The 15,364-nt window shown below is 61.9% G+C and carries 13 protein-coding genes and 1 riboswitch; of the genes, 8 read left to right on the top strand and 5 right to left on the bottom strand.

Translation table 11 applies throughout. The features are described 5' to 3' along the window. Positions 1-13: 13 nt before the first annotated feature. Positions 14-1,453: a TolC family outer membrane protein gene (locus BM416_RS21145; RefSeq protein ID WP_027604924.1), complete on the bottom strand. Its 1,440-nt coding sequence runs from the start codon at positions 1,451-1,453 to the stop codon at positions 14-16. Between the two features lie 196 nt (positions 1,454-1,649). Then, a riboswitch (TPP riboswitch) is annotated at positions 1,650-1,755 on the top strand. A 149-nt stretch (positions 1,756-1,904) separates the two neighbouring features. Here BM416_RS21145 and thiC point away from each other — a divergent pair. Both thiC and cytX read left to right on the top strand, forming a co-directional pair. Next, the gene (gene thiC / locus BM416_RS21140) at positions 1,905-3,809 is read left to right on the top strand and encodes a phosphomethylpyrimidine synthase ThiC (RefSeq protein ID WP_027604923.1); all 1,905 of its coding nucleotides are present in this window, start codon (positions 1,905-1,907) and stop codon (positions 3,807-3,809) included. Positions 3,810-3,964: 155 nt separating this feature from the next. After that, positions 3,965-5,254, top strand: coding sequence for a putative hydroxymethylpyrimidine transporter CytX (cytX, locus tag BM416_RS21135; protein ID WP_092489339.1), 1,290 nt, complete (start codon positions 3,965-3,967; stop codon positions 5,252-5,254). Here cytX and BM416_RS21130 read toward each other — a convergent pair. Then, a complete protein-coding gene (locus BM416_RS21130; RefSeq protein ID WP_027604921.1) occupies positions 5,223-5,969 on the bottom strand; it encodes an RsiV family protein in 747 nt (248 codons plus the stop codon). The genes cytX and BM416_RS21130 overlap by 32 nt on opposite strands. A gap of 193 nt (positions 5,970-6,162) precedes the next feature. On the opposite strand from BM416_RS21130, the gene BM416_RS21125 reads away from it, so the two are divergent. From BM416_RS21125 to cpdA, 3 genes are all read left to right on the top strand, one after another. Continuing rightward, positions 6,163-6,780 (top strand): NUDIX domain-containing protein, encoded by a 618-nt coding sequence (locus BM416_RS21125; RefSeq protein WP_092489398.1) that lies wholly within the window; start codon positions 6,163-6,165, stop codon positions 6,778-6,780. Continuing rightward, positions 6,771-7,220, top strand: coding sequence for a DUF1249 domain-containing protein (locus tag BM416_RS21120; protein WP_017526444.1), 450 nt, complete (start codon positions 6,771-6,773; stop codon positions 7,218-7,220). The genes BM416_RS21125 and BM416_RS21120 overlap by 10 nt, the downstream gene beginning before the upstream one ends. 97 nt (positions 7,221-7,317) lie before the next feature. After that, a complete protein-coding gene (cpdA, locus tag BM416_RS21115; RefSeq protein WP_092489338.1) occupies positions 7,318-8,133 on the top strand; it encodes a 3',5'-cyclic-AMP phosphodiesterase in 816 nt (271 codons plus the stop codon). A gap of 11 nt (positions 8,134-8,144) precedes the next feature. Here the strand turns inward: cpdA and BM416_RS21110 are convergent, their stop codons facing one another. The 3 genes from BM416_RS21110 to BM416_RS21100 form a co-directional block, all read right to left on the bottom strand. Next, a complete protein-coding gene (locus BM416_RS21110; RefSeq protein WP_092489337.1) occupies positions 8,145-9,128 on the bottom strand; it encodes a M14 family metallopeptidase in 984 nt (327 codons plus the stop codon). A 75-nt stretch (positions 9,129-9,203) separates the two neighbouring features. Next, positions 9,204-10,520 (bottom strand): MFS transporter, encoded by a 1,317-nt coding sequence (locus tag BM416_RS21105; RefSeq protein ID WP_092489336.1) that lies wholly within the window; start codon positions 10,518-10,520, stop codon positions 9,204-9,206. A gap of 218 nt (positions 10,521-10,738) precedes the next feature. Next, entirely contained in the window at positions 10,739-11,647 is a 909-nt protein-coding gene (locus BM416_RS21100) for a LysR family transcriptional regulator (protein ID WP_092489397.1), read from the bottom strand. 154 nt (positions 11,648-11,801) lie between these two features. Between BM416_RS21100 and BM416_RS21095 the strand changes: the two genes are divergently transcribed. Genes BM416_RS21095 through BM416_RS21085 form a run of 3 tightly spaced genes read left to right on the top strand, consistent with a single transcriptional unit; the run spans position 11,802 to position 15,354 of the window. Next, a complete protein-coding gene (locus BM416_RS21095; RefSeq protein WP_092489335.1) occupies positions 11,802-12,410 on the top strand; it encodes a YqiA/YcfP family alpha/beta fold hydrolase in 609 nt (202 codons plus the stop codon). A 44-nt stretch (positions 12,411-12,454) separates the two neighbouring features. After that, positions 12,455-14,359, top strand: a complete 1,905-nt coding sequence (gene parE, locus BM416_RS21090) for a DNA topoisomerase IV subunit B (RefSeq protein ID WP_027604917.1) — start codon at positions 12,455-12,457, stop codon at positions 14,357-14,359. Further along, positions 14,359-15,354 (top strand): esterase-like activity of phytase family protein, encoded by a 996-nt coding sequence (locus BM416_RS21085; RefSeq protein WP_092489334.1) that lies wholly within the window; start codon positions 14,359-14,361, stop codon positions 15,352-15,354. The genes parE and BM416_RS21085 overlap by 1 nt, the downstream gene beginning before the upstream one ends. Positions 15,355-15,364 lie beyond the last annotated feature (10 nt).

Below are 15,364 nucleotides of genomic sequence, written 5' to 3'. Positions count from 1 at the left end.
TTTTGTGGCGTGCTCAGTAGCCTGGGCGAGCCTTGAGCTGTTCGGCGGCCGCCTTGGCCAGGTCCGGTGGCAGGAAGTCACGATCCGGGTTGTAGTCGGCCTTGAGGTAGCGCGTCAGGTCCTGCAGGTCCCCCGGGTTCAAGGTGCCCGCCGCCTGTTTCAAGCGCAGGTTGTCGAGGATGTAGTCATAGCGGCTGTTGTTGTAGTTGCGCACCGACGCGTAGAGCTGGCGCTGTGAGTCCAGCACATCGACGATATTGCGCGTACCCACCTGGTAACCGATTTCCGTAGCTTCCACGGCGCTCTGGTTGGAGATGATCGACTGGCGGCGCGCCTGGACCTGTTCCACGTCGGTGTTTACCGCGCGGTGCAGGTTGCGCGTGTTTTCCACCACCTGGCGACGCAGGCCTTCGCGTTGCTGCTCGGTCTGGCCCAGGCGCGAGTACGACTCCCGCACCTGCGAGCTGGTCAGGCCGCCGCTGTAGATCGGGATGTTCAGGCGCAGGCCGATGGTGCGCTGCTCCACATCGCCACGGTAGGGCGTGCCGAAGGCATTCGGGTTGCTGAAGCCAAGGGCGTCGTTGTCACCTTTTTCATACTGTGCGACGGCGTCCAGGGTCGGCGCGTGGCCGGCCTTGCGCTGCTTGAGGGTTTCCTCGGCGGCCGTGACGGCGTAGTTGCTGGCCAGCAGGTTCAGGTTCTGGCGACCGGCGGTCTCGACCCAGGCCTTGGCGTCGTTGGGCAGCGGTGGCAACACCGGCAGCGTGTGGACAATGCCCTGGATCGAGTTGTACTGGCGGTTGGTCAAGGTAATCAGCGCTTCAAAGGCATCGTCCACCTGGCGCTGGGCCAGGATCCGGTTGGCCCGTGCAGTGTCATAGCTGGCCTGGGATTGCAGCACATCGGTCTTGTCCGACAGGCCCACGTCGAAGCGTTCGTTGGATTGATCCAGCTGGCGCTTGAAAGCATTTTCCTCGGCCTTGGTCGAGGCCAGGTTGTCCTGGGCGCGCAGCACGGCGAAGTAGCTCTCGGCGCTTTGCAGGATCAGGTTCTGTTCGGTGGCCGAGAGTTGCAGCGCCGCCTGTTCGTTGGTGGCCTCGGCGGCTTGCAGTTGGAACCAGCGATCGGCGCGGAACAGCGGTTGGCTCAGGGTCGCGCGCCAGGAGTGGGCGTCGCGGTTGGCGGTGGCGGCCGGTGTGTCGATCTGGGTGCGCACGTTATTGATGTCGGCACCGCCCGACAGGTTCGGCAGCAACCCCGCGCGGGCCTGGGGCACGACTTCTTTCTGCGCGCCGTATTGGGCGCGGGCGGCAGCGAGGTCGGCGTTGTTATCCACCGCTTCCTGATAGACGCTGACCAGGTCGGTTTTGGCGGACAAGGGCGCTTCAGCTGCCCAGACCATTCCGTTGGTCGCACAAGACACGGCGAGAGCCAGTGAGAGTTTGCGCAGCATGAGGCGATCCCTAGTGTGAATATTACGGCGATAATTTAACGCCCAAGGCTAAGACGGGCCATTCCTGGCGTCAAGCATTGTGGCGGCAATCGAGTGTAGTGGCGCTGACTCGGCGCAACAATCCCGCAATCACGCCATTCATCACGCTGAATGCACCGCTATTGGCAATTTGCCCACGGCATGGTCTAGACTGGCCGAGTTCTTGTCGGGGTGCCTTGTTGGAAGGCTGAGATCGGTAAATACCGGATCCCGTTGAACCTGATCAGGTTAACGCCTGCGTAGGGAACAAGATTTCTCGTCCCCCGGCGAGTCCTCTTGTGCTTCGTCCGGGATGTTGTTCGACCTTCGAACAACCCTCGTGCACCAAGCACAGCACTGGTTTCAGTGCATCCGTCCGTCACAGGTTCGCTCCGACAAAAAATCCACCGCCCGGATAGTTGGAGAGCCCGTGATGAGCACAGAAATAAAAAGTACAAAACTGAAAAACACCGTGCACTTGAGTGAATCGGCCAAGGTCGACTCCGGCTCCGTGCAGCCGTTTACCCGCTCGCAAAAAATCTACGTGCAGGGCACTCGCCCGGACATTCGCGTACCCATGCGTGAAATCAGCCTGGACGTGACCCCCACCGACTTCGGCGGCGAAATCAATGCGCCCGTGGTGGTCTACGACACCTCCGGCCCGTACACCGACCCGAATGTGATCATCGACGTGCGCAAAGGCCTGGGCGATGTGCGCTCGCCGTGGATCGAAGCGCGTGGCGACACTGAGCGCCTGTCGGGCTTGAGTTCGCACTTTGGCCAACAGCGCCTGAGCGACGCGGAGCTGACTGCGCTGCGTTTCGCCCACGTGAAAAACCCGCGCCGCGCCAAGGCCGGGGCCAACGTTACCCAGATGCACTACGCGCGCAAAGGCATCATCACCGCCGAGATGGAATACGTCGCCATCCGCGAAAACATGAAGCTGGAAGAGGCCCGTGCCAGTGGCCTGCTCGACCAGCAACACGCCGGCCACAGCTTCGGCGCCAGCGTGCCGAAAATCATCACCCCCGAATTCGTGCGTGAAGAAATCGCCCGTGGCCGCGCGATCATCCCGGCCAACATCAACCACACCGAACTGGAACCGATGATCATCGGCCGTAACTTCCTGGTGAAGATCAACGGCAACATCGGCAACAGCGCCCTGGGTTCGTCCATCGAAGAAGAAGTGGCGAAACTCACCTGGGGCATTCGCTGGGGCTCGGACACCGTGATGGACCTGTCCACCGGCAAGCACATCCACGAAACCCGTGAGTGGATCATCCGCAACTCGCCGGTGCCGATCGGTACCGTGCCGATCTACCAGGCCCTGGAAAAAGTCGGCGGCGCGGCCGAAGACCTGACCTGGGAGCTGTTCCGCGACACCCTGATCGAACAGGCCGAGCAGGGCGTCGACTACTTCACCATCCATGCGGGCGTGCTGCTGCGCTACGTGCCGCTGACCGCCAAGCGCGTCACCGGCATCGTGTCCCGTGGCGGTTCGATCATGGCCAAGTGGTGCCTGGCGCACCACAAAGAGAACTTCACCTACACGCATTTCGACGAAATCTGCGAAATCATGAAGGCCTATGACGTCAGCTTCTCCCTCGGCGACGGCCTGCGCCCGGGCTCGATTGCCGACGCCAACGACGCCGCGCAGTTCGGCGAACTGGAAACCCTTGGCGAGCTGACCAAGATCGCCTGGAAGCACGACGTGCAAACCATGATCGAAGGCCCCGGCCACGTGCCGATGCAGTTGATCAAGGAGAACATGGACAAGCAGCTCGAATGCTGCGACGAAGCGCCGTTCTACACCCTCGGCCCACTGACCACCGACATCGCGCCGGGCTATGACCACATCACCTCCGGCATCGGTGCGGCGATGATCGGCTGGTTCGGTTGCGCCATGCTCTGCTACGTCACGCCCAAGGAACACCTGGGCCTGCCGAACAAGGATGACGTGAAGACCGGGATCATCACCTACAAGATCGCGGCCCATGCGGCGGACTTGGCCAAGGGGCATCCGGGCGCGCAGATCCGCGATAACGCCTTGAGCAAGGCGCGCTTCGAGTTCCGCTGGGAAGACCAGTTCAACCTCGGCCTGGACCCGGATACTGCGCGTTCGTACCACGACGAAACCCTGCCGAAGGACTCGGCCAAGGTCGCGCACTTCTGCTCCATGTGCGGGCCGAAGTTCTGCTCGATGAAAATCACCCAGGAAGTGCGCGAGTACGCGGCCAACCAGCGCATTGACGCGGTGGATGTGGACGTCGCCAAGGGCCTGGCGGAGCAGGCGGAGCGGTTCAAGCAGGAAGGCAGTCAGTTGTACAAGAAGGTCTGATCCAGAGACGGCGGTGCCTGTACCGCCGTTATCGGGGGCAAGCCCCCTCCCACATTTTGAATGGCGAACACATTCAAGTGTGGGGGGCTTGTCGAGTCGTCGCACCGCCCCGATAGCAATCTTTCAAACAAAAATGCCCCTCAGAGATAACACCCTTGAGCATTCAACCCAGCACCTACTCCCCCGACATCGCGGTGCCTGCTGACAAACGCGTCTTCGGCGCCCGCGACCTGTTCTCCCTGTGGTTCTCCCTCGGCATCGGCCTGATGGTCCTGCAAACCGGCGCCTTGCTCGCGCCGGGCCTGGGCTTGTCCGGTTCCTTGCTGGCGATTTTCCTCGGCACCCTGGTCGGCGTGCTGTTGCTGGCCGCCGTCGGTGTGATCGGCAGCGACACCGGCCTGTCCGCCATGGCCGCGCTCAAGCTCAGCCTCGGAGCCAAAGGCGCCAGCCTGCCGGCGTTGCTGAACCTGCTGCAACTGATCGGCTGGGGCTCGTTCGAGATCATTGTGATGCGCGATGCTGCCAGCCTGTTGGGCGCGCGCGCGTTCAGCGACGGCAGCCTGTTCGCCAATCCGTTGCTGTGGACACTGTTCTTCGGTGGTTTGGCGACCCTGCTGGCGGTCAGCGGGCCATTGGCGTTCGTACGCCAGATCCTGCGCAAATGGGGGATCTGGCTGCTGCTGGCGGCCTGCCTGTGGCTGACCTGGAACCTGTTCGCAAAGGCTGACCTCGGCGCACTCTGGGCTCGGGCCGGTGACGGTTCGATGCCCTTTGCGGTGGGCTTTGATATCGCCATCGCCATGCCGCTGTCGTGGTTGCCGCTGATTGCCGATTACTCCCGCTTCGGCAAGCGCGCCAAAAACGTGTTTGGCGGCACGGCGCTGGGCTTCTTTATCGGCAATTTCTGGCTGATGAGCCTGGGGGTGGCCTACACCCTGGCGTTTGCGCCCAGCGGTGAAGTGAATGCGCTGTTGCTGGCGCTGGCCGGGGCCGGCCTGGGGATTCCGCTGTTGCTGATCCTGTTGGACGAGTCGGAAAACGCCTTTGCCGATATTCACTCGGCGGCGGTGTCCAGTGGGATGCTGTTGTGCGTGAAGGTCGAGCACCTGGCCCTGGCCATTGGTGTGATCTGCACCCTGATCGCCTGTTTTGCCCCGTTGGCGCAATACCAGAACTTCCTGTTGCTGATCGGCTCAGTGTTTGCGCCGTTGTTCGGCGTGGTGCTGGTGGATCATTTCATCCTGCGCCGTCGTGCTAATGGCAATGTCGCCAGCCTGCGTTGGCCGGCTCTATTGGCCTGGTTGGGTGGCATCGGCACTTATCACCTGTTGGCCAACCTGTACCCGGACATCGGCGCAACCCTGCCGGCGCTGGTGCTGGCAGGGTTGTTGCAGTTCATCCTGGGGCGGGCCTTCAGCGGCGCGCGGGCACCAGCTCAGGCTTGAGGATGCCTTCCAGGCGCGAGTAGGGGATCTGCAACTCGACATGGCCCAGGGCGTACGGCGCGATGGTGCTGGTGGGGTACTTGAGGATCACACCCCCGTAGGTCAGCGCCACGTTCGGGGTTTTCTGGAACGGGTAGGTTTTCACGAACTCCGGTTCCAGGCTCAGGCGGGTGCTGATCAGCCAGCTGTTGTGCGCCACCTGGGCGGCTTTCCAGAACGCGTCTTCCTTGCCTGGCAGCAGCATATCGCTCAGCCACAGGGCCTTTTGCTGCTGGCGCGAATAGTTGATGAACGCGCGGCCAGGCTCGCCGTGGGTGGCGCCCTGGTCCAGGTAGCTGGACAGCTCGATGATTACCAAACCGTCATGCTGCTCCCGTACCTTGGCCTGCAAGTACATGCTGTTGCGTGGGGCGGCGGTGCCGAGGAATTGCTCGCGATAGGACTCCAGGCTCGACGGCAGCGGGTCGCCCGCGTTGGTACGGGTCATTTCCAGCAGGCGTTGCTCGATCAAGGCATCCAGCTTGGGTTCCTTGGCAAAGTGCACGGTGTCGATATTCACCAGCGGGCAATCGCTGGCGGCGCAGCCCGGCTTGCTCTGCTCGCTGGCGTCGCGGGTGGCTTCCAGCGGCGTGCGATAGCTGGGTTGGAACAGGCTTTGGCAGGCGCCGAGGGTCAGGGCGATGCAGGCCACGGAGGCGATTTTTAAAAGCGACATGGATGTCCTTCGTCTATCGATAAGAGCGAAATTGTGCAGCTTCGACTACCAGCAAGGCAGTCAGTTCGCCACTAAGCTGATTGAGCGTGAGTTTGACCTCCTCCGTCTGGCCCGGCAACCGCAAAGGGGCTGCACCAAGGGGCACGAGCGCGTTAGGATGGCGCGAATTGCACCGGACATGATGAGGAAGGATATGACAGACATTGCGAAAACGACGCCGAGTACGATCGAGATTGTTCAGCGCGACAATGCCTACAAGGGCTTCTACCAGCTCGATCGCGTGCAACTGCGCCACGAAAAATTCGCTGGCGGCATGAGCCGAGTGATCAATCGCGAAGTCTTCGTCCGTCACGACGCCGTGTGTGTTCTGCCCTACGATCCGCAGCGTGATGAAGTGGTGCTCAACGAGCAGTTTCGCGTGGGGGCCATGGGCCGTACCGACAACCCATGGTTGATCGAGATGGTTGCCGGCCTGATCGACAGGGATGAGCAGCCGGAGGAGGTTGCACACCGCGAGGCCGAGGAGGAAGCTGGGCTGACGTTCTCCGCACTGTGGCCGATCACCAAGTATTTCCCGTCGCCCGGTGGCAGTACCGAATTTGTCCACTTGTACCTGGGTCGCTGCGACAGCTCGGGGGCCGGTGGTGTCCATGGACTGGAAGAAGAGGCAGAAGACATCCGCGTCACGGTCTGGGCTTTTGAAGACGCCCTGCAAGCCGTGCGCGACGGCAGGATTTCCAACGCAGCCAGCATTATCGCCCTGCAATGGCTTGCGCTTAATCGCGCGGAAGTGAGGGGGTTATGGCAGTAAAGGCACGGGAACGTTATCGAGTCGACCTGATCGGGCTGCAAGCCGCCTGCGAGGCCAACTATGCGCGGCTGATGCGCCTGTTGCCCGACATGCGCCACACCCCGGAGGCGCGCCGCATCGGCGTGACCCATGGCGACCAGATGCTGGGCGTGCTGGCCCTGGAAGTCATCGTCAATTGCCCGTACACCACCACCCTGCGGGTGCGCCAGGAACACAGCCTGCCGTGGCTGCCGGTGCCGCAGCTGGAAGTGCAGGTGTACCACGATGCGCGAATGGCCGAAGTGATCAGCGCCGAACATGCGCGGCGCTTTCGCAGCATCTATCCTTACCCGAATGTGTTCATGCACCAGCCCGATGAGAAAGCACAGCTCAATGTGTTCCTCGGTGAATGGTTGAGCCACTGCCTGGCCCTGGGCCACGAGTTCGAAGTCGTGCGGTAGATGTGAACTGCGTCGGCTTCCTGGGTTTCCTCTTTGCGTCCTGCCCCAGCATAATCGCTCCAACTCTATATTCCTGTGATTGCCTTGGGAGAGCGCCTTGCCGAGCGTATCCACCGTGAACCCCGATGCGCCGGCGTTGCTGGTGCAATTGTCCGACAGCCACCTGTTTGCCGAGGCCGACGGCATGCTGTTGGGTATGAAAACCTGCGAGAGCCTGCAGCGGGTGATCGAATTGGTGCGCGCGCAGCAGCCTCGGATCGATTTGCTGCTGGCCACAGGAGATTTGTCCCAGGACGGCACGCTTGAGTCTTATCAACAGTTTCGCGATATGACCCGGCAAATCGATGCTCCGGCACGCTGGATTCCCGGCAACCACGACGAACCGCAGATCATGGCGCACGCCGCCGCGCACAGTGACCTGCTGGAGCCCGTAGTGGACGTCGGCAACTGGCGTATCACCCTGCTCGACTCCGCCGTGCCCGGCTCGGTGCCGGGCTACCTGCAGGATTCGCAGCTGCAATTGCTGGCTCAAGCCTTGAGCGAAGCTCCGAACCGCCATCATCTGGTGTGTTTCCACCATCACCCGGTGCCCATCGGCTGTGCGTGGATGGAACCTATCGGCTTGCGCAACCCCGATGCGTTGTTTGCCGTGCTGGACCGTTTTCCGCAGGTGAGGGCAGTGCTCTGGGGCCACGTGCACCAGGAGATCGACCGCGAGCGCAACGGCGTGCGCCTGCTGGCCTCGCCGTCCACCTGCATCCAGTTCGCGCCGGGCAGCGAAGATTTCAATGTCAGCGAGCAAGCACCGGGCTATCGTTGGTTGCGTTTGCATGCCGACGGACGGCTGGAGACCGGGGTGGAGCGGGTCGAAGGCTTCGCCTTCCAGGTGGACTACGGCAGTGACGGCTATTGACGTCTCGGCGGCTAAATATCCAGAACCTTCGCCAGCCTCACTACCGTAACCCCTGGACCCAACTGCCGCAGCGAGGGCTGGATCAACACGCAGTCGTCATGGGGTGTGACGATCTCGCGCCGGTCGTCCCGAGCGATCACTGTTCCAGCCTGGGCTATGCGCTCAAGGCCGCGGAAGTCATCGGTAAAACGGAAGTCCATGCTGTGGGCGATCACCGGTTCAGTGACTTGCAGGCATTGCTGGGGCCCCGGCTTTTCCTGGCTCAGGAGCTTCAAGACGTCGGCCTCGGCGACTGCATCAGTCGCCATCAGGAAGCGTGCGGCAATATCGAGGGCGACGTGTTGGCTTTTATTAGAAAAATGTTGACCGGTCTCGATCAGCAGCGCGTTTTTTTGGCTGGCGGGATCGCCAAACCCACCATAGTCGCGCATGCGCCGGCCATTGGCGTGGCCGGCGTCGACCACCACGGTTGCCGGTACGCCTAACGATTTTGCGAATTTCAGGCCTTTGGCGCAGGCCCCACACATCATCAGTGGTGGGGATTCTTCGTGCATCGAATGGATATCGAGCAGCAAGTCGACACTGTCGATCAGCGGTCGCAGCTCACGTGCGCGACGCAGTTCCACGGAGTCGCGGTCGCCGTCCAGTGTTGATGGTAGCCAGACACGGTTCATGTCCTCGTCGACAAAACGGGTGGCGTCAATGTCGTGCGGGTCGAAGCGGTGATAGGCCTCGACATTGCCGAACGCCAGTGACAAACGGCCTTTGCGAGGGCGCACGCCGCTGCGCAGCAAGGCGTCTACTGCGATTGCTCCGCTGACTTCATTGCCATGGGTCAGTGCCATGACCAGCACATGTGGTCCAGGCGTGCCGCTGTCAAAACTGTGGACATAGTCGATCCCGCAGTTGCCGGCTTTCCATTGGCTGAGATCGGGGAACTCGACTTCCACAGGGTACGGTGTCAGTGATGCACGAACCTGCTCAAGTGTTTTCATGTCTGCCTCCGAGGGCTCAAGGTGGGTACCTTGTCGCGGGAGCGAGCCGCGACAAGCAGGGGGAACTCGTGGCCCTTAACTGGCGCAGGGATGGGCGCTGCGCATGCGCCGGCCCAGGCAGGCGATCGCCAGTACGCTGATCAAAATGGTTGCCATCACATAAAAGCTCGGCGCCAGTTTGCTGCCGCTTGCCTCGATCATCCAGGTCACGATCAACGGGGCGAAACCACCAAACAGGGTCACGGAAAAGTTGTAGCTCAGCGCCAGCCCAGTACCGCGAATGCTGGTTGGGAAGATGTCGGCAAGCATTGCCGGGATTGGCCCCAGGCAGGCCGCAATCAATACGCCGACAAGCGCTTGCACGACGAGCAGCGTGGAGAAACTGGGAAAGATATTGAGCAGCAGGAACATCGGATAAGACGACAGTCCGGTAATCGACAAGGCGATGGTCAACACTCGGAATCGCCCGTGGCGATCGGAAAGCCCACCGAAAATCGGGGCCATGAGCATCAACGTAACGCCGGTCATCAGGGCCCCCAGGTAGGACGACGTGGCAGTGATGCTCAGTTGTTTAAAGGCGTAGATCGGCATGTACAGTTTATGCACGTAATTGAATGCGGTCGCGCCAGCCACCACGCCGATAGCCAGCAACAGGCTGACGTGCCCTTTGATCAAGACATCCCGCAGTGGGGTCTTGACCGCTACGTTGGCTACGTTTTTCTTGAAGTCCGGCGTTTCATCGATTTGTGTGCGAATGTAAAAGCCTACCGGCCCGATCAGCAGGCCGAAGCCGAAGGCTACACGCCAGCCCCAATCGTTCAACTGCACATCCGACAGCGCATAGCTGAGGATCGCACTGACACCCGCCGCCAGCACAGTTGCCAGCCCCTGGGTAGACAATTGCCAGCTGGCAAAGAAACCCCGTCGCCCGGCGTCGGCGTGTTCGACCATGAACGCGGTCGCCGCGCCAAATTCGCCGCCCGTGGAAAACCCCTGGAGCATGCGGGCAACGATGATCAGCAGCGGCGCCGCCAGGCCGATCTGCTCGTAGGTCGGGGCGAACGTAATCATTGCGGTGCCGACCAGCATGATCATGATCGACAGCGTCAATGACGCCTTTCGTCCGGCTCTGTCGGTGTATGAACCGAGCACAATGGCGCCCAGCGGGCGCATCAGAAAGGAAATGCCGAACGAGCCAACGGCCAGCAGCAATGAGGTGGTTTCGTTATCGGACGGAAAAAACTGTTTGCCGATGACGACTGCAAAATAGCCATAGATCAGTAAGTCATAGAACTCCAGCGCGTTGCCGACGCTGGCAGCGGTGATCTCTTTCCATGGGCCGCGCCGGGTGGGAGCCTGGGCCGATGATAAGGCGGATGATTGAGTTGTCATGAGTGTGCACCGGGTTTGTTTCACTGTTGGCCTACGGACTCTCCGAACCGCAGCGCGGCCTGGCGACATCGAAGGCGTTAATTGTTATGGGTGAAAGCCCGGATGAAAGTGAACCAAAGGCGGCAGAACGGCAATTGCTCTTTCGGCACAGATTTGAGCTGTTTCGGCACGACCCGGCAGGTTGTTGCCAGCAGCGGTGATAGAGCGCGTAAATCCGGCTACTGGGTGGCGCAGGGGGTCAAGGCTGTCCATATCCTCATCACCATCTCGCTCCGGTTGGCGCGCAGGCGATGCAGCGAAACGTCGAAACTGACGCAAAATTCGGCGCCACCCGCCATCAGCAGCTCGCCCGATGCCAGCGCGTCGTTGACGACCATGCGCGGCAACCACGCCAGCCCCCGGCCACGCTTGGCCATTTCCAGAATGGCGTCATAGGAGTCCGCTTGGTAAACCATTCGCAGCGCCAGGCGCTGCGGCAGTCGATCCAAATGCCGGGCCAGTACGCTGCGCAGTGTCAGAGTGGGTGAGAAGGCCAGCCAAGGAATAGGCAGGGCGTTGCTGTCGGCGAGTATCTGCAGTTGCGGCTGCCCAGGGGCGCTCGGTGCACTGACCGGTAGCAGTTCCTCCTTGGCCAGTACTCGGGAGTCGAAATGCTCCGGGTCCAACAGCGTCTGGGTCAACGGGCTGGAAAAACTCAGCAGCAGATCAACCTCGCCGGCGGACAACCGGCTGATCGCTTCTTGCGCACCGCTGGTGAGCAATGACACCGCAAAGCTGCCCAGTTTCGGGTGCAATGACTCGTACCAATCGGGGAAAAAGTCACAGGCCAGGGTCCGGCCGGTGGCGATGCGCACCGGTTCGTCGCGGCTGAGGGTGTCATTTTTGAACTGCGCTCTGACAGTGCCCAGCAATTCCAGCGATTGAGTGGCGGCATCAAGGAACAGCAGGCCGCAGGGAGTCAGTGATAGGGGTTGCTTGCGCTCGATCAATGGCGTGCCGACCCATTCTTCCAGCGCCCGGATACGTCGACCGAACGCTGGATGCGTGACACAGCGATTTTCGGCGGCACGCGACAGGCTGCGAGTGCGCGCCAGTTCGACAAAATCCTCAAGCCATTCAAGTTGCATGGTGTTTCCCCGCTTGAAATCGGGCCACTCGCCTCCGGCCATATATCCGGGTTCCCGGGCCGCAGATAGTACCGTCAGCGGCGATCGGCTGCACCCACAAGCCCCCTGTTCCCTGTAAACTGCGCCTCTTTGGCAGCCCCAGCGAGGCCCCGGCATGTCCGCTTCGATCCTGTATATCCACGGTTTCAACAGCGCGCCCGCGTCCAACAAGGCCTGCCAACTGGTAACCGTGATGGATGCCCTCGGCCTGGCCAACCAACTGCGTGTGCCGGCCCTGCATCACCATCCACGTCAGGCGATTCCTCAATTGGAGGAAGCCATTGCCAAGCTGGGGCGGCCGCTGCTGGTCGGCAGCTCGCTCGGCGGCTACTATGCAACCCATCTTGCCGAGCGCCATGGCCTCAAGGCACTGCTGGTCAACCCGGCGGTCAGCCCCCATCGGATGTTCGACGGTTACCTGGGCACCCAGAAGAACCTCTACACCGATGAAACCTGGGAGCTGACCCACGACCATGTCACGGCGCTGGCCGAGCTGGAAGTACCGGCACCCCAGGACGCCGCGCGTTACCAGGTGTGGTTGCAGACCGGCGATGAAACACTGGATTATCGCCTCGCCCAAGGGTATTACCGTGCCTGTGCCTTGCGTATCCAGGCAGGTGGCGACCATGGTTACCAGGGGTTCGCCCGGCAATTGCCGGCGCTGTTGAGTTTTGCCGGCATTGGCGCAGATCAGTATCAATCCTTCGACTTTGCAGCACTGTAAAGCCGCAGGTCACTTTTTAATCGAACGACTCACGACGAGACCCCATGGCCACTCCCAGCGCTAGCTCTTATAACGCCGACGCCATCGAAGTCCTCTCGGGCCTCGACCCGGTGCGCAAACGCCCCGGCATGTACACCGACACCAGTCGGCCGAACCACCTTGCCCAGGAAGTCATCGACAACAGTGTCGACGAAGCCTTGGCCGGGCACGCCAAGTCGGTGCACGTCATTCTTCACGCCGACCACTCCCTGGAAGTGTCCGACGATGGTCGCGGCATGCCGGTGGACATTCACCCGGAAGAGGGCGTGTCGGGCGTCGAGTTGATCCTCACCAAGCTGCACGCCGGCGGCAAGTTCTCCAACAAGAACTACCAGTTCTCCGGTGGCTTGCACGGTGTGGGTATTTCCGTGGTCAACGCCCTGTCCACGCTGGTGCGGGTCAAGGTCAAGCGCGACGGCAACGAGTACGAGATGACCTTCGCCGATGGCTACAAAGCCACCGACCTGCAGGTCATCGGTACCGTCGGCAAGCGCAACACCGGCACCAGCGTGTACTTCGCGCCGGACCCTAAGTACTTCGATTCGCCGAAATTCTCCATCAGCCGCCTCAAGCACGTGCTCAAGGCCAAGGCCGTATTGTGCCCGGGCCTGCTGGTGACCTTTGAAGACAAAGGCACTGGCGAGAAAGTCGAGTGGCATTACGAAGACGGCCTGCGCTCCTACCTGGAAGATTCCGTCAGCGATTTCGAGCGCCTGCCCAATGAGCCGTTCTGCGGCAGCCTGGCCGGCAACAAGGAAGCCGTCGACTGGGCGCTGCTGTGGTTGCCCGAAGGCGGCGACAGCGTGCAGGAAAGCTACGTCAACCTGATCCCCACCGCCCAGGGCGGCACCCACGTCAACGGCCTGCGCCAGGGCCTGCTGGATGCCATGCGCGAATTCTGTGAGTACCGCAGCCTGCTGCCACGTGGTGTGAAGCTGGCGCCGGAAGACGTGTGGGAGCGCATTGCGTTCGTGCTGTCGATGAAAATGCAGGAACCGCAGTTCTCCGGCCAGACCAAGGAGCGCCTGTCGTCCCGCGAGGCGGCGGCGTTTGTCTCCGGTGTGGTCAAGGATGCTTTCAGCCTGTGGCTCAACGAGCACCCGGAACTGGGCCTGGCCCTGGCGGAACTGGCGATCAACAACGCCGGCCGTCGCCTCAAGGCCAGCAAGAAGGTCGAGCGCAAGCGCATTACCCAGGGCCCGGCATTGCCGGGCAAGCTGGCCGATTGCGCCGGGCAGGACCCGATGCGCTCCGAACTGTTCCTGGTCGAAGGTGACTCCGCCGGTGGTTCCGCCAAGCAAGCGCGGGACAAGGAATTCCAGGCGATCCTGCCGTTGCGCGGCAAGATCCTCAATACCTGGGAAGTCGATGGCAGCGAAGTCCTTGCCAGTCAGGAAGTGCACAACATCGCGGTGGCCATCGGCGTCGACCCAGGCGCCGCCGACATGAGCCAGCTGCGCTATGGCAAGATCTGCATCCTCGCCGACGCCGACTCCGACGGCCTGCACATCGCGACCCTGCTGTGCGCGTTGTTCGTGCAGCACTTCCGTCCGTTGGTGGATGCCGGTCACGTCTACGTCGCCATGCCGCCGCTGTACCGTATCGACCTGGGCAAGGAGATTTTCTACGCCCTGGACGAAGCCGAGCGCGATGGCATTCTCGACCGCCTGGTGGCCGAGAAGAAGCGCGGCAAACCCCAGGTCACCCGATTCAAGGGCCTGGGTGAAATGAACCCGCCGCAACTGCGTGAAACCACCATGGACCCCAACACCCGGCGCCTAGTGCAGTTGACCCTGGAAGACTTCGCCGCCACCTCGGAAATGATGGACATGCTGCTGGCGAAGAAACGCGCGCCGGACCGCAAGTCCTGGCTGGAATCCAAGGGCAACCTGGCTGAGGTCCTGGGCTGATGCGCACAGGTTTCGCCCTGGCGATCCTGATGTTGAGCGGGCTGGTGGCGACTCAGGTCGCCGCCGCGCCCGTGGCTGAGCTCAAGCTGGTGTCCGAACACCCGGTGGACGGCATGCGCGGCGGGAACCTGTCGGGCCTGGCGCTGTGTGGCAAGGAGCTGTGGACGGTTTCCGACCGCGATGACGACCAGATCTACCGTCTCGATACCCGTGCGCCGACCTGGCAAGCCGAAGCGGTAAGCATCGATGTACCGCCGGTGCCGGAATCCGGGTTGCCCTGGGGGCTGCGTTCACGCACCAAGGCTGCGTCGTTCATTCGCGGCGGCGACCTGGATTTCGAAGGCATCACCTGCGATGCCGCCGGCAATCGCTACATTGTCAGCGAAGCCCATGCGGCGGTGCTGCAAGTACCGGTCAGCGGTGCGCCTGAATGGTTGAAGATCGCCCCGGGCATGGTGCGTGAAGCCCGGGCCAGTGGCATGTTGCTGCACTTCAATGCGTTGTTCGAAGGCCTGGCAATCAACCCCGAGGGCAATCAGATCTGGCTGGCTGCGGAGCGTGAGCGGCGCGGCCTCATCTCCATCAAGCGCCCGCAAAGCCTGTGGGATTGCGACGGCCCTTGCGTGTTGCTGAGCGAGGCCGGCCAGGAGATGCAGCCGGCCAAGTTCGTCGGTGCCAAGGCGGTGTCCAAGGATTTCGCCGATCTGTCACTGTTCAACGGCAAGCTGTTTACCCTGGAGCGCAATGCGTTCCAGATCTGCCGGCGCGACACGGTCACGGCCAAGGTCGAGCTGTGCTGGTCGTTCGCCGACGAAACCCTGACGCCCGAGCGGCGTTACGCCCAGCCCTATGGCCTGGCCGAAGCCCTGGTGGTGGACGCAGACGGTGCCTGGCTGGGCATCGACAATAATTTCGGCCCCCGCGCCGATGGGGAAAAACGCCCCATGGTCTATCGTTTTGCCGCCCCCGCCGGCGGCTGGAGCGCCCAGCCATGAGCCGCTACTT

It is taken from the genome of Pseudomonas sp. NFACC42-2, from assembly GCF_900116055.1.
Taxonomy (GTDB): Bacteria; Pseudomonadota; Gammaproteobacteria; order Pseudomonadales; family Pseudomonadaceae; genus Aquipseudomonas; species Aquipseudomonas marginalis.
The sequence above is the reverse complement of the archived record's forward strand: the minus strand, read 5'-3'. Positions and strand labels throughout refer to the sequence as shown.

Bases quoted from the DNA above. Each gene is read 5' to 3' on its own strand.
- thiC (WP_027604923.1), top strand. From the start codon at position 1,905: ATGAGCACAGAAATAAAAAGTACAAAACTGAAAAACACCGTGCACTTG.
- BM416_RS21105 (WP_092489336.1), bottom strand. From the start codon at position 10,520: ATGACAACTCAATCATCCGCCTTATCATCGGCCCAGGCTCCCACCCGG.
- BM416_RS21110 (WP_092489337.1), bottom strand. From the start codon at position 9,128: ATGAAAACACTTGAGCAGGTTCGTGCATCACTGACACCGTACCCTGTG.
- BM416_RS21130 (WP_027604921.1), bottom strand. From the start codon at position 5,969: ATGTCGCTTTTAAAAATCGCCTCCGTGGCCTGCATCGCCCTGACCCTC.
- BM416_RS21085 (WP_092489334.1), top strand. From the start codon at position 14,359: ATGCGCACAGGTTTCGCCCTGGCGATCCTGATGTTGAGCGGGCTGGTG.
- BM416_RS21100 (WP_092489397.1), bottom strand. From the start codon at position 11,647: ATGCAACTTGAATGGCTTGAGGATTTTGTCGAACTGGCGCGCACTCGC.
- BM416_RS21145 (WP_027604924.1), bottom strand. From the start codon at position 1,453: ATGCTGCGCAAACTCTCACTGGCTCTCGCCGTGTCTTGTGCGACCAAC.
- parE (WP_027604917.1), top strand. From the start codon at position 12,455: ATGGCCACTCCCAGCGCTAGCTCTTATAACGCCGACGCCATCGAAGTC.
- BM416_RS21095 (WP_092489335.1), top strand. From the start codon at position 11,802: ATGTCCGCTTCGATCCTGTATATCCACGGTTTCAACAGCGCGCCCGCG.
- BM416_RS21125 (WP_092489398.1), top strand. From the start codon at position 6,163: ATGACAGACATTGCGAAAACGACGCCGAGTACGATCGAGATTGTTCAG.
- BM416_RS21120 (WP_017526444.1), top strand. From the start codon at position 6,771: ATGGCAGTAAAGGCACGGGAACGTTATCGAGTCGACCTGATCGGGCTG.